The sequence below is a fragment of the Methylosinus sp. shoA genome, assembly GCF_059718125.1.
Window position 1 is genome coordinate 1253933 of the sequence record NZ_AP046091.1, and the last position, 21504, is coordinate 1275436.

23 protein-coding genes are annotated in these 21504 nt (G+C 69.4%); 12 read left to right on the forward strand and 11 right to left on the reverse strand.

Annotated features, from left to right (window positions below):
- Nucleotides 1-102: 102 nt before the first annotated feature.
- Both hemJ and hemE read right to left on the reverse strand, forming a co-directional pair.
- Nucleotides 103-522 carry a protoporphyrinogen oxidase HemJ gene (hemJ, locus tag AC6IW9_RS05670; RefSeq protein ID WP_497770020.1) on the reverse strand — a complete coding sequence of 140 codons (420 nt, stop codon included), beginning with the start codon at nucleotides 520-522 and terminating at the stop codon, nucleotides 103-105.
- Between the two features lie 4 nt (nucleotides 523-526).
- Nucleotides 527-1561, reverse strand: a complete 1035-nt coding sequence (hemE, locus tag AC6IW9_RS05675; protein WP_497770025.1) for a uroporphyrinogen decarboxylase — start codon at nucleotides 1559-1561, stop codon at nucleotides 527-529.
- A 466-nt stretch (nucleotides 1562-2027) separates the two neighbouring features.
- Here hemE and AC6IW9_RS05680 point away from each other — a divergent pair, with 466 nt between their 5' ends.
- The 3 genes from AC6IW9_RS05680 to dnaQ are packed head-to-tail and all read left to right on the forward strand — an operon-like array spanning nucleotide 2028 to nucleotide 4048.
- Nucleotides 2028-2660 carry a Maf family protein gene (locus tag AC6IW9_RS05680; RefSeq protein WP_497770028.1) on the forward strand — a complete coding sequence of 211 codons (633 nt, stop codon included), beginning with the start codon at nucleotides 2028-2030 and terminating at the stop codon, nucleotides 2658-2660.
- Nucleotides 2661-2685: 25 nt separating this feature from the next.
- Nucleotides 2686-3285 carry a dephospho-CoA kinase gene (coaE, locus tag AC6IW9_RS05685; RefSeq protein ID WP_497770031.1) on the forward strand — a complete coding sequence of 200 codons (600 nt, stop codon included), beginning with the start codon at nucleotides 2686-2688 and terminating at the stop codon, nucleotides 3283-3285.
- Between the two features lie 22 nt (nucleotides 3286-3307).
- Complete coding sequence (dnaQ, locus tag AC6IW9_RS05690) at nucleotides 3308-4048, forward strand: DNA polymerase III subunit epsilon (protein ID WP_497770033.1); 741 nt, start codon at nucleotides 3308-3310, stop codon at nucleotides 4046-4048.
- Nucleotides 4049-4066: 18 nt separating this feature from the next.
- On the opposite strand, the gene secB is transcribed toward dnaQ, so the two are convergent.
- Together secB and AC6IW9_RS05700 are read right to left on the reverse strand one after the other, a co-directional pair.
- Nucleotides 4067-4558, reverse strand: coding sequence for a protein-export chaperone SecB (gene secB, locus AC6IW9_RS05695; RefSeq protein WP_497770036.1), 492 nt, complete (start codon nucleotides 4556-4558; stop codon nucleotides 4067-4069).
- Between the two features lie 113 nt (nucleotides 4559-4671).
- The gene (locus AC6IW9_RS05700; protein WP_497770039.1) at nucleotides 4672-5142 is read right to left on the reverse strand and encodes an FxsA family protein; all 471 of its coding nucleotides are present in this window, start codon (nucleotides 5140-5142) and stop codon (nucleotides 4672-4674) included.
- A gap of 200 nt (nucleotides 5143-5342) precedes the next feature.
- Here AC6IW9_RS05700 and AC6IW9_RS05705 point away from each other — a divergent pair, with 200 nt between their 5' ends.
- From AC6IW9_RS05705 to AC6IW9_RS05715, 3 genes are read left to right on the forward strand one after another with little or no spacing between them, the layout of a single operon-like run.
- Nucleotides 5343-6032 (forward strand): Tim44/TimA family putative adaptor protein, encoded by a 690-nt coding sequence (locus AC6IW9_RS05705; protein ID WP_497770042.1) that lies wholly within the window; start codon nucleotides 5343-5345, stop codon nucleotides 6030-6032.
- 9 nt (nucleotides 6033-6041) lie between these two features.
- Nucleotides 6042-7139 (forward strand): murein transglycosylase A, encoded by a 1098-nt coding sequence (gene mltA / locus AC6IW9_RS05710; RefSeq protein WP_497770045.1) that lies wholly within the window; start codon nucleotides 6042-6044, stop codon nucleotides 7137-7139.
- Nucleotides 7136-7723 (forward strand): Smr/MutS family protein, encoded by a 588-nt coding sequence (locus tag AC6IW9_RS05715; RefSeq protein ID WP_497770048.1) that lies wholly within the window; start codon nucleotides 7136-7138, stop codon nucleotides 7721-7723. Before mltA ends, AC6IW9_RS05715 begins: the two co-directional genes overlap by 4 nt.
- 92 nt (nucleotides 7724-7815) lie before the next feature.
- On the opposite strand, the gene AC6IW9_RS05720 is transcribed toward AC6IW9_RS05715, so the two are convergent.
- The 3 genes from AC6IW9_RS05720 to AC6IW9_RS05730 form a co-directional block, all read right to left on the reverse strand.
- Complete coding sequence (locus AC6IW9_RS05720) at nucleotides 7816-9213, reverse strand: heme biosynthesis protein HemY (RefSeq protein WP_497770051.1); 1398 nt, start codon at nucleotides 9211-9213, stop codon at nucleotides 7816-7818.
- A 13-nt stretch (nucleotides 9214-9226) separates the two neighbouring features.
- Nucleotides 9227-10762: a COG4223 family protein gene (locus AC6IW9_RS05725; protein ID WP_497770054.1), complete on the reverse strand. Its 1536-nt coding sequence runs from the start codon at nucleotides 10760-10762 to the stop codon at nucleotides 9227-9229.
- A 70-nt stretch (nucleotides 10763-10832) separates the two neighbouring features.
- Entirely contained in the window at nucleotides 10833-11690 is an 858-nt protein-coding gene (locus tag AC6IW9_RS05730) for an HpcH/HpaI aldolase/citrate lyase family protein (protein ID WP_497770058.1), read from the reverse strand.
- A gap of 108 nt (nucleotides 11691-11798) precedes the next feature.
- Here AC6IW9_RS05730 and AC6IW9_RS05735 point away from each other — a divergent pair, with 108 nt between their 5' ends.
- The 3 genes from AC6IW9_RS05735 to AC6IW9_RS05745 are packed head-to-tail and all read left to right on the forward strand — an operon-like array spanning nucleotide 11799 to nucleotide 13972.
- The gene (locus tag AC6IW9_RS05735; protein ID WP_497770061.1) at nucleotides 11799-12518 is read left to right on the forward strand and encodes a carbonic anhydrase; all 720 of its coding nucleotides are present in this window, start codon (nucleotides 11799-11801) and stop codon (nucleotides 12516-12518) included.
- Nucleotides 12519-12533: 15 nt separating this feature from the next.
- Nucleotides 12534-13442: a TIGR01459 family HAD-type hydrolase gene (locus tag AC6IW9_RS05740; protein ID WP_497770063.1), complete on the forward strand. Its 909-nt coding sequence runs from the start codon at nucleotides 12534-12536 to the stop codon at nucleotides 13440-13442.
- A gap of 53 nt (nucleotides 13443-13495) precedes the next feature.
- Nucleotides 13496-13972 carry a MaoC family dehydratase gene (locus tag AC6IW9_RS05745; protein WP_003609203.1) on the forward strand — a complete coding sequence of 159 codons (477 nt, stop codon included), beginning with the start codon at nucleotides 13496-13498 and terminating at the stop codon, nucleotides 13970-13972.
- 37 nt (nucleotides 13973-14009) lie between these two features.
- On the opposite strand, the gene AC6IW9_RS05750 is transcribed toward AC6IW9_RS05745, so the two are convergent.
- Nucleotides 14010-14219 carry a hypothetical protein gene (locus AC6IW9_RS05750; RefSeq protein WP_497770067.1) on the reverse strand — a complete coding sequence of 70 codons (210 nt, stop codon included), beginning with the start codon at nucleotides 14217-14219 and terminating at the stop codon, nucleotides 14010-14012.
- Nucleotides 14220-14288: 69 nt separating this feature from the next.
- Nucleotides 14289-14519: a hypothetical protein gene (locus tag AC6IW9_RS05755; protein WP_497770070.1), complete on the reverse strand. Its 231-nt coding sequence runs from the start codon at nucleotides 14517-14519 to the stop codon at nucleotides 14289-14291.
- A 105-nt stretch (nucleotides 14520-14624) separates the two neighbouring features.
- On the opposite strand from AC6IW9_RS05755, the gene AC6IW9_RS05760 reads away from it, so the two are divergent.
- On the forward strand, nucleotides 14625-15137 hold the full coding sequence (locus tag AC6IW9_RS05760) for a hypothetical protein (RefSeq protein ID WP_497770072.1): 513 nt from the start codon (nucleotides 14625-14627) through the stop codon (nucleotides 15135-15137).
- Nucleotides 15138-15143: 6 nt separating this feature from the next.
- Here AC6IW9_RS05760 and AC6IW9_RS05765 read toward each other — a convergent pair whose 3' ends face one another.
- Entirely contained in the window at nucleotides 15144-15584 is a 441-nt protein-coding gene (locus tag AC6IW9_RS05765) for a hypothetical protein (RefSeq protein ID WP_497770075.1), read from the reverse strand.
- Between the two features lie 139 nt (nucleotides 15585-15723).
- Nucleotides 15724-16056: an SH3 domain-containing protein gene (locus AC6IW9_RS05770; protein WP_497770077.1), complete on the reverse strand. Its 333-nt coding sequence runs from the start codon at nucleotides 16054-16056 to the stop codon at nucleotides 15724-15726.
- 324 nt (nucleotides 16057-16380) lie between these two features.
- Here AC6IW9_RS05770 and AC6IW9_RS05775 point away from each other — a divergent pair, with 324 nt between their 5' ends.
- Together AC6IW9_RS05775 and AC6IW9_RS05780 are read left to right on the forward strand one after the other, a co-directional pair.
- Nucleotides 16381-16545 carry a hypothetical protein gene (locus tag AC6IW9_RS05775; protein ID WP_497770080.1) on the forward strand — a complete coding sequence of 55 codons (165 nt, stop codon included), beginning with the start codon at nucleotides 16381-16383 and terminating at the stop codon, nucleotides 16543-16545.
- A gap of 71 nt (nucleotides 16546-16616) precedes the next feature.
- The gene (locus AC6IW9_RS05780) at nucleotides 16617-21464 is read left to right on the forward strand and encodes a hypothetical protein (RefSeq protein ID WP_497770082.1); all 4848 of its coding nucleotides are present in this window, start codon (nucleotides 16617-16619) and stop codon (nucleotides 21462-21464) included.
- Nucleotides 21465-21504 lie beyond the last annotated feature (40 nt).

The window sequence follows — 21504 nt, forward strand, 5'->3', positions numbered from 1 at the left end:
ACGCAACACGAATGAAGAACGCCGCATGACGAATATGTGAATAACATGAAAGATCAAAGGCTTCTGACGCACATCGATCCGCGTGGCCGAGCTCCGGACGGATCAGAATGGCTTCACGATCACGAGGATCACGATTCCGATCATCAGAACGGTCGGAACCTCGTTGATCGCTCGATAGAAACCCGCCGGGCGCACATTGCCGTCGCGCGCGAAGACGCGGGTCAGATAGCCGAAATAAAAATGCGCCGCAGTGAGCAGCACGACCAAAGCGAGCTTGGCGTGCAACCAGCCGGCTCCGTGGAAATCGCCGAGATGAATCAAAGCGAGTCCGGCGAGCCAGGCGACGCCCATCGCCGGCGCCATGATGTAGCGCGCCAGCCGCCTCTCCATCTTCTTGAACAGCTCCGCCTCTACGCCCGGCCCGACCTCCGCGTGATAGACGAAGAGACGCGGCAGATAGAGCAGCGCGGCCATCCAAGCGATGATGGCGACGACATGGAGCGCCTTGATCCACAAAAACATGACACTACCCCCTGCTACGGATGCGTTGGATCAAACGGGAGACATGGTCGAGCGGCGTCTCCGGCAGCACGCCATGGCCGAGATTGAAAATATGCGGCCGTCCCGCGAGAGCTTCGAGGATCACGTCCGTTTGCCGATCCAGCGCCTCCCCTCCGGCGACGAGGGCGAGCGGGTCGAGATTGCCCTGCAGGGCCAAATCGTTCGGAACATGCCGAGCCGCCCATTGCGGCGCGATGGACGTGTCGAGCCCGAGCGCGTCGGCGCCCAGCTTCTGCGCGAGCTCGCCGAGATGAGGTCCTGCACCGCGGACGAAAGCGATGATCGGAGCCGAAGGCCGATGCTCCTTCAACCGCGCGATGATCCGTCGCAAGGGCGACACGACCCAGCGCTCGAACTCCTGGGGCGGCAGCACGCCGGCCCAGCTATCGAACAACTGCACCGCCTCGACGCCGGCGTCGATCTGGCGCGCGAGATAGACGACCGAGGCCTCGACCAGAAGATCGATCAGCCGCGCGAAGGCTTCGGGATGGCGATAGGCGAAGAGACGCGCCGGCCCCTGATCCGGCGTGCCTTCGCCGGCGATCATATAGCTCGCCACCGTCCAGGGCGCGCCGCAAAAGCCGATGAAGGCGACTTTCTCCGGCAGTTCCCGCTTCACTCGTTCGATCGTCTCGAACACCGGGGCGAGCCGAGTGGGATCGAACGTCGGCGCGAGCCGATCCAGATCCTCGGGCCTGGCGAGCGGCTCGAGCTTCGGTCCCGTGCCCGATTCGAACGAGACTTTCTGGCCGAGCGCGTCGGGAACGACGAGAATGTCGCTGAACAGGATCGCCGCGTCGAAGCCGAAGCGCTCGATCGGCTGCAACGTGATGCGCGCCGCGATCTCAGGATTGTAGCAGGTGTCGAGAAAGCTCCCGGCTCGCGTGCGAAGCTCACGATATTCCGGGAGATAGCGCCCCGCCTGACGCATCAGCCAGACCGGTGGAACCGGAAGCGTCTTCCCGCGCAGCGCCGCGATGAGCGGCTTCTCCTCACCCATGTCGCTTTGCTCCGATCGCCTCTCGGGAACCCGACGGGCCGGGTCCGGCGTCCCGAAAGAGGAGCTAGCTCAAATCGACACAAAAAGAAAATTCAATCTTTAAGAGATTTTTTTGATTTTATTTACCCTTTCGTAACGGAGGTTAATTTCCGTCAACCTTTTGTCCACACCTTCCGTAACTCGGACGCGGCTGTAGACGGTTTCTCCCCGCCTGTGCGAAAGTCCAGTGAACCCCATCATTTACAGCATGATGTGCGGTGTTTCCCCTGCGGATGGCGGCTTGGTCATGAAGAATTTCTCTATTTACCGTCGCGTTTCCGCTTGCGCGGCCCGCAAATTCGTCTGTTGATCGGCCGCGATCGTTATGCGCAGCTGTTCACAGGCCGCCGCCGCAGTCGGTGTCTTATCCCCGCAATGCCAGGCTGCGCCTCGGCCTTGTGAATCGCTTGCGACGAGGAGCGCGTGAATGACGATCGGGGCCGGCGAACCTCTCTGGCGTGGGGCGGCGCCGCTGGTGCTCGCGTCGCAGAGCGCCGCGCGGCGTCTCGCCCTGCAGCAGGTCGGAGCGCCATTCCTCGTCTGTCCCGCCGATGTCGACGAGCGCGCCATAGAAGCGCAAGTGGCTGCCGCGGGCGGCGGTCCGGACGAAATCGCGGCGCGGCTCGCGCGGGAGAAGGCGCTCGCGGTTTCCGTTCGCTGCCCCGGCGCGCTGGTCATCGGCGCCGATCAGGTGGCGAGCTGCGAGGGGCGGCGTTTCGGCAAGCCGGCCGACACGGCTTCCGCCGCCAATCAGCTGCGTTTTCTCTCCGGGCGCACGCACCGGCTCCATTCGGCGGTCGCTCTGGCGCGGGACGGCGCCGTGCTGTTCGAGACGGTGGCCCATGCCGATCTCACGATGCGCGCCTTTTCGGAGGCGTTCCTGCAATCCTATCTCGGGATCGTCGGCGAGCGCGTCACATCGAGCGCCGGCGCCTATCAGATCGAGGGTCTCGGCATTCACTTGTTCGAGAAGGTCGCAGGCGATCATTGGACCATCCTCGGCCTGCCGCTGACGCCCTTGCTCGATGCGCTGCGGCGGGAAGGCGTGCTGCTCCCATGAGAGCGCGAGGCGCGGGACGAGCGCCATGCTGACCGTCGGGCTCACGGGGTCGATCGGCATGGGCAAGTCGACCACTGCCGAAATGTTCCGCGCCGAGGGGGTCCCGGTCTATGATTCGGATCGGGCGGTGCACGAGATCTACGGCGGTCCCGACGCTGCGCGCATAGAGGCTCTGTTTCCGGGAACGGTGGTCGACGGCGTCGTCGATCGCACAAAGCTCGCCGCGCGCGTGCTCGGCGATCCGGGAGCGCTGCGCCGCCTCGAGGCGGCAGTGCATCCTCTCGTGCTGGAAAAGCGCAGGGCTTTCGTCGAGGAGCGCCGGCGCGCAGGCGATTCGCTCGTCGTCTTCGATATTCCGCTGCTGTTCGAGACGGGCGGCGACGCCGATGTCGACGTCGTAGTCGTCGTCACCGCGTCCGAAGCCGAGCAGCGCGCGCGCGCGCTGGCGCGGCCCGGCATGACGGAAGAAAAATTCGCGGCGATTCTCGCCGCGCAGACGGCCGATGCGGAAAAGCGCCGCCGCGCCGATTTCATTGTTCATACCGATCGCGGACCCGATTCCGCCCGCGAGCAGGTTCGGCTAATTCTGAGCGAGCTGAAATCGCGCGAGGCGAAGGCGCGATGATTTTTTCGACGAGGAGTCTTTCATGCGCGAGATCGTCTTCGACACGGAGACGACCGGCCTCGATCCGGCCAAGGGCCATCGCATCGTCGAGATCGGCGCCGTGGAGATTTCCAATCTCATCCCCACCGGGCGCACTTTTCACTTCTATCTCGATCCCGAGCGCGACATGCCCGAAGAGGCGTTCCGCGTGCACGGGCTCTCGACCGCCTTTCTGACCGGGCAGAAGAAGTTCCGCGAGATCGCGTCGTCTTTCCTGGCGTTCGTCGCCGACGCGCAGCTCGTCGCGCACAACGCCGAATTCGACATGCGTTTCGTCAATGCCGAGCTTGCTCTTCTCGGCTTGCCGGCGATCGAGGCGGATCGCATCGTCGATACTCTCGCCATAGCGCGGCGCCGCCATCCCGGCGCCGCCAATTCGCTCGACGCGCTGTGCCAGCGCTACGGGATCGACGCCTCGCGCCGCGACAAGCACGGCGCTCTGCTCGATTCCTACCTGCTCGCGGAAGTGTATGCGGAGCTGATGGGCGGGCGGCAATCGGCGCTCGTGCTGCAGACCGCCGTCGCAGCGGCGACGCAGGACTTGGGCGCCGAACTGATGCGCAGCCGTCCTGCTCCGCTCGCGCCGCTGCTCTCCGCAGAGGAGAGGGCGGCGCATGAACTCTTCGTCGCCGGGCTCGGCAAGGAGCCGATCTGGCGCCGCTATCTGGCGTCCGAGGCGGACACGCCGGCCGTCGAAGCGGCTCTCGCCGCCCGCACTGCCTGACTGGCCCGCCGCCGCGGATCAATTGGCGTTGGCGGGGGGTTGCTGCTGCGCGAATTGCGCGGCGCGTTGCTGATAGAGCGCCAGGAAATCGATCGGGTCGATATAGAGCGGCGGATAGCCCCCGTTGCGCGTCGCATCGGCGACGATCTGGCGCAGGAAGGGGAACAGAAGACGCGGGCACTCGATCATCACGATCGGATGAATCTGATCCTGCGGAATATTCAGCAGGCGGAACACGCCGCAATAGTCGAGCTCGAATTTGAACATCAGATCTGCGCCCTCGCCGGCCGAGGCCTCGAGCGTCACGGAGACCTCGAAATCGGTCGGGGCGAGCTGCTTGGCGTTCACATTGACCTGAATTCCGATGTTCGGCGCCGATTCGCGCGGGCCGAGAGCGCGCGGCGCATTGGGATTTTCGAAGGAGAGGTCCTTCACATATTGCACGAGAACATTGAGTGCGGGCCCTTCCGTCTGGCCGGGGTCGGCGCCGCTTCCATTCGTGTCGGTCATCGTTGAGCTCCTTGCCGATTTCGGCTCCCGAACGGCGCGAACCGGATCGTCCCTCGCCAAGCCGCCCGCCTAACATGCCTCTCTGCGGGCGACAACGGGAATCGGCGCGGGCTCTACGCGACGCCGGCCGGCGGCGCGCGGCGCGCCGGCGCCCGGCGCTTCCGCTTTTCCTCGGTGATCGCCTTCCATTCGCCGGGGGCGAGATCGATGGTCTTCGGCCCCTTCGCCGTTTCGACCTTGCCGCGGATGCGGTCGGCGAGGCGCGCGCGAACCGAGGGCGCCTTCAGGGCGAGGCCGACGAGATCGGAAGCGAAGCCGGGCAGGATCAGCAGAAGGCTGCCGACCGCCTCTATGCCTCCCTCGAGCAGATTGCCGGCGCGTCCCGCTTCCGCATGCGGCTGGGCGAGGCGCTGGCGCACATAGAGGAACAGCCGCTTCACATCGGCGAGTCCGATCAAGGTCGTGCCGACGCCGAGCACGATCGCAGCGATGACGCCGAGCATCTGCACCACGAAGACGAAGGCGAGAATCTCGACGGCGAGCCAGGCCGCGAGGACGTAAGCGAGGAGTTTCGACTTGTTCAAGATCGTCCTCCATTTCGACGGATCGTCCGGATCCGGAGAGCCCGTCCTCACGAGCGCCTCCGGCGCTCGACCTTCCCCCGTCGAGGAAAAGGAAAATCGCTTCGCCCTGCAGATTTCCGGCGCATGCGCGGCAGGGGTTGATTCGTGACATTTGGGTTGCGACATGATACGCGACAATCCTTCCGACCGGGAGACGCCCTTTGCCGGCCAATGAATCTTTCGACCCCTCGATCCTCGTTCTCGCTGCGCTCGCGGCTTTCGTCGTGTGGAAATTATGGTCGGTTCTCGGCGTCAGAACCGATCGCGAGAACTCCGCCGCCGGGCGTTTTCCGGGTTTCGGCCGACGCATCGGGGTCGTTCCCCCGCCGCCCGGCGCGGACTTTGCCCCCGCTCCGGCGAACCAGAACCGCTGGGACGGTCTCGCCGAGCCGGGAAGCAAGGGCTGGTCGGGTCTCGACACGATCGCCGCCGCGGATCGCTCTTTCGACGCCCAGAACTTCGTCGAGGGCGCCAAGAAGGCCTATGAGCTCGTGGTGGAGGCCTTCGCCAAGGGCGACCGCGAGCTGTTGCGCAATCTTCTCTCCAATGACGTCTACGACAGCTTCGCCAGAGCGATCGCCGCGCGGGAGTCGCGCGGCGAGACGGCCGAAGCGAAGGTGGTGGTGGTCGAGACGGCGAGCGTCGAGGACGCCCAGGTCGAGCGTAGCCGGGCGCAGATCACCCTTCGCTTCGTCGTGAAACTGATCTCTGCGCGCCGCGACGGCGCCGGAACGGTGATCGAAGGCGACCTCGAGCGGCCGATCGAGATCACCGATCTGTGGACATTCGCGCGCGACATTTCCTCGCGCGACCCGAATTGGAAGCTGGTCGCGACCGAAACCATCCACTAGGACCCGAGCGTGGGTCCGCCCGTCGATCTCGAGCCGATCGCTTTCGACGCGCTCGTCGGTTTCGCCCAGGACGATCTCTGCGAGGCGTTTGGCGCGTTCCGCCGATCGGCGGAAGCGCTGGTCGGCGGAGCGCATGCCTTGCGCCCGGGCGTCGCTCCGGACGCGGCGTTGCTGCGCATCGCCCGCGAAGCGCTCGTAGCGGATGCGGCGGCCCATTCCCGGGATGCGGCGCGACGTTTCTTCGAGCAGAGCTTTCGTCCGCATGGGATCCGCGCGGATGGCTTCGTCACCGCTTATTATGAACCGGTGATCGCGGCGCGCGCCGCGCCCGACGCGGACTTCCGCACGCCGGTCCCGGCGCGGCCGGACGATCTCGTAACGCTCAATGAATCGCCGATCGCCGGCGCGGATGGCGAGCCGCTGACCAGCGCGCGCCGCCGGCCCAACGGCGGCCTCGAGCCCTATCCAGATCGGCGCGCGCTGGAGGACGGGCCGGAGGCGGCAACGCTCCGTCCCGTCGCCTTTCTGCGCGACCGTGTGGAGCTGTTCCTCTTGCAGGTGCAGGGTTCGGGGCGGTTGCGCTTTCCCGACGGGAGCGAGCTGCCGGTTAGCTATGACGGGCGCAACGGCCGCCCCTATACATCGATCGGCCGGCTGCTGATCGAGCGCGGGATCGTTCGGCCCGAGGCAATGTCGCTCGATGCGCTGAAGACGGCGATCCGCACGATGGGTCTCGGCCCGGGCGAGCCCGGCGCGGCTCTGATGCAGGAGAACCGCTCCTTCGTGTTCTTTCGCGCCGACGAATCGCCGCAGCGGCGAATCGGCCCCATCGGCGGCGCGGGCGTTCCGCTCGAGCCCATGCGCTCCATTGCGATCGACCGCTCGATCTGGCCCTATGGGACGCCTTTCTGGATCTCGGCCGCTTTGCCGGACGCGAAATTCTCGCGTCTGACGATCGCGCAGGACACCGGCTCAGCGATCCTCGGCGCGGCGCGCGCCGATCTCTTCTTCGGCTCGGGCGAACAGGCCGGCGCGCGCGCCGGCCGCGTGCGCCATTCTGCCGATTTCGTCGTGCTGCTGCCCAGGACCGCGGAGGGCGGCCCATGAACGAGCCGCCGCGCCAGGACCCTCCCCGCCGTGGCCGCGCGCGCTTTCTGACGCCCGAAGAGGTCGAACTGTGGCGCAAGGTGACGGCCGATGTGCGTCCGGCGCCCGGCCGATCGCGCCGCCGCGCGGCGTCGTCCGACGCGGCCGCGGAGCACGCGGCGTCGAAGAGCGCCGCGGCGGACAGGCCGGCGTCCGCTTCGCCGGCGCCGGCGAAGCGGACGCCGGCGCGTCCGGCGCCTGCACCCGCCGATCTCGACCATCGCACGCGGACGAAGCTGCGGCGCGGAACGCTCGAGGTGGAGGCGCGGCTCGATCTGCACGGGCTGCGTCAGGCCGAGGCGCAGAGCGCGCTCGTCGCCTTTCTTCGCCGCGCCCAGGCCAGCGGGGCGCGCATGGCGATCGTCGTCACCGGCAAGGGCGCGCGCAGCGAGGAGGGCGGCGTCCTGCGCCGGCTCGTGCCGCTATGGCTGCAGGGAGCGCAGATGCGGGAGCTCGTGGTGGGCTTCGGCGAGGCGGCGCGGCATCACGGCGGCGAGGGCGCGCTCTATGTGCAGATCCGTCGACCTGGACGCGGGCGGAGCTGAGCGTCCTTCAACCGATGAACACGGCCAACTCGGCCCGAGGCTTTTCGCCAAAGGCGAAAATACGTCTCGGGATGAGAGGATGATCGCCGAATTTATTCCGCGGCGCCGCTCTCGGCTTCGATTTCGGCCGCCTCGAGCAGGCGCTCCTGCCGCGTCAGAAAGGCGGCGGGAATGCCGGCGCGAGCGTCTTCGGCGGCGCTGCGGATCGGCTCCGGCGGGGTCGTCCAGACGAAAGCGTCGAGTTTGCCGGTGACCGGCGAGGCCGGCTGCCAACTGCGCGAGATGACGCCGTCTGCGATCCAGGCCGGATCGCGCGGCGCGCGCGAGCCGCGCGCCAGCCATTCGCGCACGGGCCCGCTCGGCCCGTTCTCCGCGTCCTCGACCTCGGCCATCAGCAGGCAGACCTGAGCGGTCGGCGTCTGGCCCTCGGCGACGAGCGGCGCGAGCGCTCGGCGCGCCGTGGCGAAGTCGCGCGCCGCCAGCGCCGCCCGTGCGACGATGACGCCGCTCTCGGGCGCCTTGGGCGCCGCCTGCGCGAGCTTCTTCACGCGGGCGAGCCGCTCGGCGTTGGATTCGCTCGGCGCGGCGTCGAGATAAGCGGCTACGATGTCCGGATGCGGATGTTCCGCATAGGCTTTCTCGAGCAGCTTCAGCGCCTTGACGCTGTCGCCATGACGTGCGAGCAGCCGGCCGATCAGCGCGACCGCCGGCACCAGATCGGGCGCCCGCTTAACCGCCTGGCGGGCGAGATGCAGCGCCTCGCTCGGCGCATCGATCTGCTTCTCCATCGCGAGCGCCGTCTCGACCACCGCCCGCAGACGCTGGGCGGTCGGTAGGTCGATCGCCTTGGCCTTGAGATTGGCCTCGACGGCGATGCGCGCGTCCTCCCAATTGGCGTTGGAGCCATGGTGCTCCAGCAGCGCATGGCCGGCCCAGGGCACGGGCGCGAGCTGATGCGCCTGATCGGCGAAGAGATGCGCCGCCTCGGCGTCGTTGCGGCGCTTGGCCTCGATATGCAGGCCGCGCAATCCGAGCAGCCGCGTCTCGGAGAGCAGCGTCATTTCATGGAACGCGGTTTCCGCGCCGACGCGGTCGCCCTCGAGCTGGGCGACCTGCGCCTTCAGCAGATAGGTCAGAGGCTCCCTGGCGAGATGTTTCTCGGCTTCGCGGGACGCCTTCTTGGCTTCGCCGACATGGCCGGCGCCGGCGGCGATGATGCCGCGCGAGAGCGCCTGGAAACCCTTTTCGCGGCGCTTCGACCGCGAGCTGCGCGCGAGGCGGGTCGGCGCCTGATAGAAAGACACGAGGATCGCCCATGCGACGATCGCCGCGGCCAGCGCCGCGAAGGCGCCGCCGAGCGCGACGGCCAGGGAGGTCTCGATGTGATAGCCGCCCCAGTCCAGCGTGATGGAGCCGGGGTGCTCGAGGAGCCAGTGGAGGCCGATGGACACGGCGGCGAGCGCCGTGAGAAAGATGAGCAGCAGAAGCATGATCTAGCGGTCCTCAGCTCTTGCCCTTCGTCCTGCCGAGCGCCCCGATCGCGCTCGAGAGAATGGATGCGGCGGCGCTCTCGGCCTCGAGCCGGCGCCGCGCCGCTTGCTCGAAATCGCGCGCGACGGTCCTCGCCTCCTCCGGCAGATCGGCGAAAGCGGCGAGCGCGGAGTCGAGATCGTCGCGATCGAGCGCCGTTTCGATCTTGGCCGCGATCTCGGCGATCTCGATCTTCGCCGCCTCGCCCGGAGCCCGCATCTTGACGAGCTTCGAGGCGCCGTGGATCAGCCGATCCGAGAGCGACTCCTCGACGTGATGCTCGGCGGTCGCCTCCATCCGCTTGACGAGCGGATGGAAGGACGCCTTCAGCGAGTGGAGCGTCGGCGCGCCGGCCTCCGCCGAAGGCGCGAGCTTCTCCAGCGCGTCCTTGTCGGCGCCTTGCGCGGCCAGCGCCGTGAGCTCCGTCGAAAAGGGCGCGCCGCGCTCCAGCGCCTTGTGCAGAGAGTGAGCGATCACGACGACGGCGGCGGGATTGGGCTCGTCGGCCGCCGTTTCCGCGGGTTTCGGCGGCGGCTCCACGATCGCCTCGCGCGGCAGGCGCGTCTCGTCCTTCGGCGAATCGAGCCTTTCGCGCAGCGCCTTCAGCTCGTCGCCGAGCTCGTCGATCCGGCCCTCGAGCCCGCTCACATTGTCGCTGAGATCGCGAAACGCCGGCGTCGGGCCGCTCGGAGCCGGAGCGCCGGCGGCCGGCTTGGCCCGCGCCTGCTCGGCGAGATCGAGGGCCGAGCGGGCGATCTGCTCCAGCTCGTCGACGCGCTTCGTCAGAACCTCGATTTCCCCGGCGCGGGCGTCGGCGTCGACTTCGGGCGGCGCGGCAATGGCCGCTTTGGGCGGCGGCTCGGGGGCCTGGGCGACCACGGGCGGCTCGGCGAACGCGGGTCGCGGCGGCGGCGCGGGAGCCTCGACAGGGGCCGCCGGCGGCGAGGACCAAGTGATTCGCTCGTCATTATTCGTGACTGGGGCGGAAGGTTTCGGCTCCGCTTCGGTCTTCGACGGGCTCTCGGCCTCGGCTTGCGGCGGCGGCTCGGGCGCCGGCTTCTTGGTCGGGCGCGCTGCGTCGCCGAGCCATTCGACGCCCGTCTCGCGCAGCGAGGCGACGAGCTTTTCCGGCCGGGCGGAATAGTCGTCGACGAGCGCGGCGAAGGCGGCGAGCTTCTCGTGCTTGTCGCGGAAACGATAGGCCGCGATCGCGCCCGCGGTCGCGGCGAGGCCGAGAATCGCCACCGCCGAAGTGATAATCAGTCGGTTCTTGCGGCGCGGCGCGATGGGAGCCTTCGGCGGGGCCTCGAGCTCATCGAGCGGCGCCGGAGTTGCTTGCTCGGCGGACTGCGCCTCGGCCGCAACGGCGGGCTCGACCGCCGGGCGGTCGGCGTCGGTCGCATTCTCGGCTCCGGAATCTCGCGTTTCGGGGTCTTTCTCGTCTTGCGCCATTTCGGAGAGCTCCTCGCCGCGCTTCTTTATAGACGAGCCCGGCGGAAGGCGAAACATCCAGAGCTTCGTGTCGCGGTCGGGCGCCACTGGTCGGCGCTGAAGCGAGCCTGAAGGCTCGCATCGAGGATCAAGCTCCGGCGAGCGCCAGCGTGCGGCGGGCGCCGTCGAGATGCAGGCGCTCGACCATGCGTCCGTCGATCTGGGCGACGCCGATCGCGGCGTTCTCGGGCGCGTCGAAAATCTCGACGATCTTGCGGGCGAAGGCGATTTCCGCCGGCGAGGGGGCGAATGCGTCGTTGACGATCGCGATCTGCGAGGGATGGATCAGCATTTTGCCGTCCATGCCGAGGTCGCGGCCCTGCTCGGCCTCCCGGCGCAGCCCTTCGGCGTCGTTGAAATCATTGTAGATGCCGTCGATGATGTCGACGCCGTGCAGACGCGCGGCGAGCACGGCGGACGAGAGCCAGGCGATGAGCGCCGGTCGGCCGGGCGTCAGCCGCGCGCGCGTCGACTTGGCGATGTCGTTGGGTCCGAGCACCAGAGCGGCCATAGGCGCTTCGGCGGCGGCGGAGGCGATTTTCTCTATGTCGAAGATCGCGCGCGGCGTCTCGATCATCGCGAACAGCGCCGTATGGGCGGGCGCGCCGGCCGCAGCGATGTCGCGCGCGGCGCGGAGAATATCGTCGCGGCTGTTCGCCTTGGGGATGACGATGGCGTCCGGACCCGCCGGCGCCACGGCGGCGACATCGGCCGCATACCAGGGCGAATCGAAAATATTGACGCGCACGACGATCTCGCGCGCGCCGTAGCCGCCCCCTCGCACCGCGGCGACGACCTGCTCGCGCGCGGCGTCCTTCGCGCTCTCCGCCACGCCGTCCTCGAGCTCGAACATCAGCACGTCGGCCGCCAGCGTCTTGCCCTTCTCCAACGCGCGCGCGTTGGATCCGGGCATGGCCAGCATGCTGCGTCGCAATCGTGACATCATGGCGCCGTCATTCTCCCCTTGCGTCGTCGGTTCGGCTCCACAATAAAGGAGCCGAGACCGGCGCGCCATCGCCGTCGGGCGGCGCCGGGCGCGAGGGCAGGATCGAGAATGGACGAAACCGGCGCCGGCGATCCTCCCGCGGAGCTTCTGCCGAGGCATCTCGCCGAAGGCTACGAGACCTTTCTCGCGGGGCGCTTCCGCGACGAGCGGCAGAGATTTCTGGAGCTCGCGGAGCAGGGCCAGCAGCCGAAGACCATGGTCGTCGGCTGCTGCGATTCGCGCGTGGCGCCCGAGGCGATCTTCGACGCCGGGCCGGGCGAATTGTTCGTGATCCGCAATGTCGGCAATCTCGTGCCGCCCTATGCGCCGGACAATCAATATCACGGCACTTCGGCGGCGCTCGAATATGCGGTGATGGCGCTGAAGGTGCAGCATGTGGTCGTGCTCGGCCACGCCCGATGCGGCGGCGTGCGCGCCTATGCCGAGAGCCGGGCCGATCCCTATACGCGGCCCCTGTCGCCCGGCGATTTCATCGGCAGCTGGATCAAACTGCTCGCCCCTGCGGCCGAGCGGGCCGGCCCCATGCCCGAGCCGCTCGCCTCGGATTATGTCGAGCGGCTGGCCTTCGAATCCATAAAGCAGGGCCTGCGCAATCTGCGCAGCTTTCCGATGGTGCGCACGCTCGAGGAGCGCCATTATCTGCAGTTGCACGGCGCCTATTTCGGGGTGATGGACGGGCGCCTTCTGGCGCTGGACGAAGCCTCCGGCGAGTTTCGGCAGGTCGCGCCCGCGGCGCATGCGGCGGCCTTCGCCGAGCCGCGGATCTGAAACGAGGCGCGAGGATTGACGAGCGCTCTCTCCGATAAGGCGTCGGTTCCGCTGATTTCCGGCCTCGCCGAGCTCGCCCCGCGCTATGACGCGATCTTCTGCGACGTCTGGGGCGTGCTGATCGACGGCCGCTCGCATTTTCCCGCCGCCGCCGCCGCGCTCGAGCGTTACCGCGCGGAAGGCGGAAAAGTGGTGCTGATCACCAACGCCTCGCGGCCGAACGACGAGGTGCGCCGCCAGCTCGACCGGCTGGGCCTCCCCCGCGCCGCCTATGACGATCTCGTGAGCGCGGGGGAGCTGACCATGCTCGGCATGGTTGCCCGCCGCGGCCAGGCCTGCTTTCAGCTCGGCCCGCCGCGCGACAACGGCCTGTTCGAGGCGGCGCGGCGGCTCATGGACGGGGAGCTGCGCCTCGTTCCGCTGGAGGAGGCCGATTATGTCGTCTGCACCGGGCTCGTCGACGAGCGGCGCGAAACGCCCGACGATTATGCGTCGACGCTCGCCGCCATGAAGGCGCGCGGCCTCACCATGCTCTGCGCCAATCCCGATATCGTCGTCGGCGTCGGTGGAGAACTGGTCTGGTGCGCCGGGGCCCTCGCCGAGCGCTATGCTGTGCAGGGCGGCGAGGTGGCGATGGCCGGCAAGCCGCATCCCGAGATTTATGAAGCCGCGTCCGAAAGCCTCGCCCGCCTCGCCGGCGGCGCGGTCGACCGCTCCCGCATATTGGCCATCGGCGACGGCGTGGCGACCGATCTCGTCGGAGCCGCCCGCGCCGGGCTGGACAGCCTGTTCCTGCTGGACGGCGTGCACCGCGACGAGCTGTTCCCCGGGGCCGAGGGCCGGCTCGACCGCGCGGCGCTCGGCGAGCTTTTTGCACGGGCCGATGTCAAACCGGTTGCAATGACTTCTATTCTGGTGTGGTAGAAGGGGCAGCGCGGCGAAACCCCTTCTGCGACGACCCCGGCCGGTGAACGACGATGTCGACCCCCTTCAAGACCTATTATTTCGAAGACCTCAGCCTGGGGATGCGCGAGACCTTGATGAAGGCGGTGATGGACGACGACGTCATCGCCTTCGCCGACCTCTCGGGCGACCGCAATCCGATCCATCTCTCGGATCATTTCGCCAGCAAGACGCGCTTCGGCGAGCGCATCGTCCACGGGCTCTACACGGCTTCGCTGATCTCCACGGTGATCGGCATGTATCTCCCCGGCCCCGGCGCGGTCTATCTGTCGCAGACGCTGAATTTCCGCGCTCCGGTGAAGATCGGCGACGTGATCCATGTGGTGGTCGAGATCGTCGAGCTGATCGAGAAGGGCCGCAGAGCGCGGCTGCATTGCGAATGCCTCGTCGACGGCAAGGTGGTGCTGGACGGCGAAGCCTGGGTCATGGTCCCGAGCCGCGAGCAGGCGACCCGCGCCGCGCAGCTGGCCAAGCCGGCGGCTCCGGTCTAGAGCGCAGCCGGATTGCGAGCCTAAAGGCTCTCTCGCATCATCTCCGGTCCTCTTCCTCGTCGGCCGCCAGCGCCGCGACGATGCGCCCCGCCTCCTCCGAGAGCGGATGCGCCAGCGTCGGCCGCAGAGCGAGGCTCTGCCGCCAGGCGATCGTCCCGAACACGCCGCGCACATTGCCATCTTCTCTCTTCTTCTCGTCCCTTCTTACGTAATCGCGACATGAGCCGGCCGTGTGCGCGCCGAACAAGCGCCTTTTTCCCTCGCCACGCTTCGCTTCCGCCGGAACGGCTCTTTCATCCCCGCATCAGGGATTTGGTCAGTGGATAGCCCGCAAGCGCTCGATCACTTCCTCGAAGGCGCTCATCGTCACGAAGACGACAGGCTCGAGCGCGCTCTTGCCGAAGGTGAAGCGCGCCCTCCCGTCCTCCGCCCGCTCGATGCGCTCGATCGCGTCGAGCCGGAAGGCCGTCGGGCGCTCCCAATCGATCTCGCCCTCGAAGCCCAGCCGATAGCCGATGATATGCGCGGGCCGGTCTCCGTCCGCCATTCGCCCCTCCTTCGCAGGACCGTCGACGTCTCACCTAAGACGGCTCGCGGCGATCGCCAGGAGGGACCTCGGCGCGGAGCGGCCGCGGCCGCTCACGGCGCGATCGTGGCCGGGACGGCGATCGGCCTCGCTTTCGGCGCGTTCGCCGGAGAGCTCGGCTTCCCCGGTTCTGCGCTGGGAGAATTCGCCGGAAAGGATCGGCCGAGCTTCGACACGGCGCCGCCGCTCGCGACAGGCTCCGGGGCGTCGCCCGCCATAGCCGCCGCCCCGGCTGCGCCCGTGGCCGCGCCTCCTCCCGACCCGGAGCCGACTTCAGCGGCGCCGCGCCCCGCCGCCCGCGCTCCTGCGCAACCGGCCTCGGCGGGGCTCGACGAATATGAGGCGCGCTGCTTCGTGAAGATCGACGGCAAGGTCCTCGTCTCGCGCGGCTGCCGCATCCTGCGCGACGGCGGAACGAGCGTCGTCTTCGAGATCGAGGAGGGTCCGCTGACGATCGACCAGCGTCAGGGGCGCGTCTGGACCGCGCGTCTCAAGGACCGCGATTTCGGCAATGTCTACAAGACGGGCGAGTGCTGGGGCGCGCACGGCTTCTACGCATGTGACCGTGGCAGGAAGTGACGGGGGTCAATACCAGCCGAACCCCGGCCGCCAGCCGAGGCCCCTGAACCAGTCCACATGGCCGCCGGGAAAGCCGTAGCGCCATTGCACGACATTGGTTCCCGCATGAACCCAGGGCTTGTACCAGGGGCCGGCGGATTCGTACGGATCGAAGAGCGGCGGGTCTTCGTGCAGCCAGACATGGCCGCCGAGCGGCGGCAGCATCGGCTCGGTGACCGGGGCGGCGACGGCGACCGCCCGTCCGACCGCGACCGAATTTTTCGCCCCTGCGCAGGCGGCCCGGCGGCGGGCCGGCGGGCATCGCCGCGTCGGGGTCGCCGCATGGGCGGGAGATTGGCGGAAACCGGGAGGTTTCGCCGCCGGCTCGACGGCGTCGGTCTCCGGTTGCGCCGCCGCGCCGGCGGCCGCGGCGATGGAGAGGATGAGCGCGAGAATCGCGGATCGCATGAACGGCCTCGGAAGAAAGCGAACCGATATGGCGAAGCGATAACACGAAACCGGTCGCGCGAATATCGGGGCATTCCTGCGGGCGCAACACGAGCAGCGCGCGAAAACGTCTCGCGCGCTGCGTTTGCGGCGGATCGGCTCAGAACTGCGGCGCGGGCGCCGGAGTCGTGACGACCACCGCCGGAACGACGCCGATCGGCGTGACGGCGATCGGCGCGGCGACCGCCGGACGCGCCAGCAGCGAGCTGGCCACATAGCCCACATTGCCCGCATAGAAGACCCGGGACCAGCCGCCGATGTGTCCGCGCACCTCGACCACGGTCTTGGGCGGAATTGCGAGGATGGGCAGATAGGTCAGGCCCGGACCCGAGCGGAACGCCGCCAGATCGGTGACGATGCGGGGACCGGCGACCGCGGAGCCCGCCCCGGCGAGCAGAGCGGCGGCGACGAGGGTTGCGAGTTTCGATTTCATTCAAGACCTCCGTAATAGGCTTGCCTTTCGGCAATCATGTTGCCTCACGGCGGCGCAACTAGCGCGCGCCGGGCGCTCGGACATGGGAACGGCGTAAATTCCGTCGCCGACGAGGTTAACGACGCGGAGCGCCGATTCTTGCGCGGCGGAGGGTCGAGCTGCGCGCGCCGTCCGTGCGGCGGCGCATCGTCCGGCCGTAAAAAAAGCGCGATTGCTCCGTGCGATGCTCGTCGAGTCCCGCATCGAGGGCCATAGGCGCGCTCGACTTGCGAAGGCTCGTCGCATTAGGCTGGCGCATGGCGCTTCGGGCGGCGGAGAGGTTGCATGAGACGGTCGAATTTTCGTGATCTCGTCGCCGGGGCGGCCTTCGTCTGTCTGGCGGCCCTCGCGCCGGCGTCCGTGCGCGCCGCCGAGGAGACCGCTCGTCCGGCCGCGGGCCGATTTTCCGCGAATGATCTTCCGCCGACCGCGACGGCTTCACGCTGCTGACCATTCCGCGGCCCGGCCGCTATGCGATCGCGGCGCGCAGCGCCACGGGCGCCGCCCTCCAGCTCGTCGACATGATCGCGGGTCCCGGGGAGGTCGCCGGCGCCGCCGGACTGCGCGACGGGCGTTTGGACCAGCTTCTCGACAAGGGCGTCTACAAGCTGCGCGTCTTCGGCGCGAAGGGCGCGAGCGGCAGAATCGCGCTGATGGCTTCGCCCTTCGTGGAGCTGCAGAAGGGAAGCGAGGCGCTCGCGCCGGGCCGGACGGTCGCCGCCGAGCTCGGCGATTTGTCGCAACGCTCCTCTGCGCTCGAGGTCGGCCCCTCGGGACGCGTCGCCGTCGAGGCGCTCGGCCGGAGCTTACGCGATCTGCGCCTGTGGCGCGCCGACGGCGAATTGGTCGATCTTTCGCCCGCCCGCGATTCCGTGGAGCCTCGCGCCGGCCGTCCGATGACGCGCCTGCGGCTCGAAGGAACCATCGAGCCGGGGCGCTATGCTCTGACCGCCTATGGCGGCGAGCCGCTGGTCTGGCCCGAGGGCGGGACGGCGCAGCCCTTCCTGATGCGTCACATCGAACAGGGATCGCTCGCGGCGGGCGTCGTCGCAGGGACGCTCGGCCCCTTCGGCTCGGCGCGTTTCGAGGCGCCGGCGGGCGATGACACATTCCGTCTCGAGCTGCCGGAACCCGTCGCGGCGCGGCTCGAAGCGCGACGCGGCGACGGCGCCCCGGCCGTCGCCTCCATCGACAAGCGGAGCCGCGAGCCGGTCGCGCTCCTCTCGCTCGCCGGCGACGGAAAGGCGGCGGCCCGCGTCGAGATTTCCGGCCTCGAGGGGCAGGTCTTCACGCTGCGTGCGCTGAAACGGGCGAGCCGCGCCACGATCGAGGGCTCCGGCCCGCATCTCGTCGCGCTCGACGTCGCCGGCGAGGGAGCGGACGAGATTCCCGCGACGGCGCTGCTGGCGCGGGCGGAAAACGGCGGGGTCCGCGCGCTCGCCTCCGACCTGCCCAAGATCGGCGGCGGCCGCGCCTATCGCGCGAAGTTCAATCTGCGCGGCCCGACGACGCTGCTCTTCGAGGCGACGGACAGCGGCCCCGTCGCGATCGGCGTCGAAGGCCCGCGCGTCCATGCGATCATAGAGCCTGCCTTCGCCACAGCCGCGCCGCGCGCGGACGGGCGCCTGCCCAACCGATACGACCTGCAGGCCGGCTTTTATTCGCTGTCGCTGGAGCCGGTCGACGGCGCGGTCGGCGTCCTCGATCTGACGCTCGGCCCTCCCGGCCTCGCGCCGGAGCTCGCCGCCCCGCCGCCCGCGCGCGCGGCGATTTCCTTCGGCCGGCAGGAGCTCGACAAGGCCGGCTCCTATTTCATTCTCGCCAATAGCGCGCCGGGTCTCGTCACCGGACCGCGTGTGACCGCTCTGCCGGCCGATCTCGCGAAAGGCCCGGCGGCCCTATGGCGAGCAGCCGCAGCCGAAGAACTCCTGCCCGTCCGCGCCCCCCGCGCGGGAAAAATCCTGATCGTCGACGACAGGGGCGCGAGCCTTCCCGCCGCGATCGCCGAAGAGAAGATCGACAAGGAGATCCGGCTGGCGACGATCCGCCTCCCCGCGGCCCCGGGCCCGCAGGCCGTCGCCGTCGTCCATGTCCCGGAGCCGGACGCCGCGGCGGTCGAGGCGGCGAAGGAATCGCCGACCGTGACGATCGCCGCGGCGCGGCCCGCTTGGTTCGACTTCGCGCGCGACGAGCGCCGCGAGTTCCGTTTCGAGGCGGCGGAAGGCGGCCTCTATCGGGTGGAGACGCTCGGCAGGCTGCAGACGCGCCTCGCGCTCGGCGCGGCGGTGACGCCGCGTCTCGGCGAAGCCGAGAACAACGGGCCGGGACACAACGCGCTGGTCTCCGCCTATCTGCGCGCCGGAGCCTATCGCGCCGCCGTCACCGCGCGCGAATCGGCCGGGCATCTCGGCCTTTCCGTGAGGCCCGTCGCCCTCGCGACGACGGCGCCGATCGTGGGCGAAGGCGTCGCCGGCGCCGCGCTCGACGGCGGCCGCGGCGCGGTCGTGCCGATCGACGTCACTGAGGCCGGGCTCTATCGGCTCGATCTCCAGGGCCTCGGCAAAGAGTGGCGGGCGCGGCTCGAGGAGGCGGACGGCTGGCCGTTGACGGCTCCCGGCCCGATCACGCGCCTCGTCCGTCGCTTCGAGCCGGGACGCTATCGGCTCGTCGTGCCGCCCGAGGACGTCGAGGGGCGCTTCGTGACCCGCCTGCGCAAGGTCGTGACGCCGGCGCCGCTCGAAGGCCATGGCCCGCACGCTCTGCCTTTCGACGCGCCGCAGAAGCTGCAATGGCGCGAGCCCGCGGCGAAGGGCGCCCCGCGCGATCCGGATCTCTGGACCTTCGCGCTCGCGGGCGAGTCGGATATCGAGATCGATATCGGCGAGGGCATGATCGCCGAGATTTTCCGCGGCGGCGAGAGCGTCGGCAAATTCGCCGCCGGGCGCAAATTCGCGAAAAAGCTCGCGGCGGGCGCCTATCGGATCGAGGCGCGCAGCCTCGCCCACGACGATCGGCTGGATTATCGGATCACGCTCGCCTCGAAGCAATTGCAGCCCGGCGCCCCGCGTTTCGTCCGATTGCCGGCGACGCTGCCCTTCTCGATCGCCGAGGACCGCATCGTCGATGTGACGAGCTTCGGCGACGAGGAGGCGATCGGCGCGCTCGAGGACGAGTCCGGCGCCATGATCGAGCGGCTGGAAGGCCGCGCCGAAGATTGGAATATTTCTTTGTCGCGCCGCCTGCCGGCCGGGTCTTATCGCCTCAGGCTCGCCGCGCTGAAGAGCACGGCGGAGGCGAGCGGCGCGGAATCCTCCGAGGGCGAGGGAGACGGCGCGGAGGCGGCCGAGGAGCCGCGCGATCCTGCGGGCGTCGAGATTCGTTTCGCTCTGCCGGCGTCGGCGCCCGCCGAGGCGCTGACTTTCTCGAGCGTTCGAACGGTCGCCGGCGCGGGCGCGCATGAGCTCGCGCTGCCCGTCGCCTCGGACGGGCGGCTGATGGTCGTCGCCGCGCAATCCTCGCGCGAAACGGCGCTGTCGATCGAAAAACGCGCAGCGGACGGGCGCTGGCGCGTGATGGGACAGGAGCGTGGGCTCGCGCCGGTCGCGGCCTGGCCGGCGGAGGCGGGCGAATGGCGCGCCGTCGTCTGGACCATCGGCGGCGCAGACGCGCCGATCTCGCTCGCCGTGCGCAGCCTGGCGCGTCCCGGCGGCCCCCTCGGCAATGTGACGCTGGAGCCTGTTCCAATCGAGGGGCTGGCGAATAAGTTCTGCGCCGGCCTCGTGCGCACGCCCGGCGGCGCGCTCGTCGCCATCGGTCCAGCGCCGGAGGCGCTCGCCGCCGGATCGACGCCCGGCAAACTGCTGGAGCCGGCGTCCAGCGGCGCGTTCGCGCCGCAATCGGACGCTCTGTGGCTGCTCGCGCGCGGTGACTGCAAGGCTCATGTCCATGTCGCGCCGCTCGCGCTGACGGGGGCGGAAATCGCGCTGACGCTCGGGACCGGCGAGCGCGCCGTGCTGCCCGGCGCGCCGCCGCCGTCCGGAAGGGCGCGGCTGTGGTTCGCGCGCTCGGCCTTCGGCCAGCCGGGCGTGTCCGCCGGGAGGGGCTTCGCCGTCGCGCCGGGCGCGGCGCTCGCGCTCGTGGGCGCGGAGCCCGCTCGGCTGTGGAACGCCTCCGGCGCCGCGCCGCTGCGCCTCGCCGTTCGGCCGATCGACGTCGCCATCGCCGCGCCGCTTCGCGCCGACGCGCTCTTTGTCGGGGTCATTCCGCCCTTCACGGCGCAGCCGGTGAGGCTCGAGGGCGCCGGCGGCGCGCTGGCGCTCGACCTCGCGAGCGGACTTGCCGCTTTTTCCGCTCCGCAGGAAGCGCGCGCCTTCGCGGCCTTCGCCGACGCCGCGCCTCTGTCGCGCCGCCTCGAGGGGGGGCGCGAGGTCTGGCTGATCAATCCGACCGATCGCGAGGCGCCGGCGCGCCTCGCGCTGTCGGCCGAGCGCTACGAGCCTCTGACCATCGGCCGCGTCGCTAAGCGCTTCTTCGGAGCGGCGGGCGAGGTCGTCTATTCGATCGAGGCTGAAGCCGGCGACCGTCTCGTCGTCGCCGGCGGCGCGGCGACCTTTGTCGGCGCCGATGGGCGGGTCGTGCGCGGGAGCGCGCTGCGGCTCGACGGACCGGGCCAGGCGACGATCGCCCATGGCCCGGGCCTCGTCGCGGCCTGGATCGAGCGCGCCGGCGCATCGCCCTGGCCGGCGCCGGCGCCGCGCGTCGTGACCGCGCCTTTCGCGGCGGCGCTTGGCGGCGAGGCGCAGGCCTTCGCGCTCGATGTGATCGCGCCCGCTGTCCTCGACATTCGCGCCAGCGCCCCGGCCATCGTGGCCGTGACGCAGAACGCGCGCGAGATCGCCACTTTCCCCTCGGGCGTCGAGCTGCACCGATATGCGGCGCCGGGGCGCGCGCTCATCGAGATCTTCTCGCCGCAGGACGGCCCGCTGTCGGGTTCGCTGACCGTTTCGACGACGCCGGTCCTTCCGGCGGCGGAGGGCGTCAACGAGCCCGTGGCGCTCGGTCCCGGCGGAACGGCGCTCTTCACTTTCGAGGTGAAGAAGGCCGGCGAGATCGGCCTCGGCCTGCGCGCCGAGCCGGACCGCGCCGAGCTGCGCCTTTTCGACATTACGGGCGAGACGCTCGGCGAAGGCGCCGCGCAGATCGTTCGGCTCGACCCCGGCCGCTATTTCGTGGAGGCGCGCGCGCCCGTCGACGCCCCGTCGACGACGCTGCGCCTCGCTTTGCGCGGCCTCGCCCCGCCGCCCTCCGGCCCCCCGCCGGAAGTGGTGGCGGAGTTCGTGGAGAAGGCCGGAAAGAGGGGCGGGAAATGAGCGCCATGGCCAGCATTTTCGTCATCGCGAGCGAAGCGGA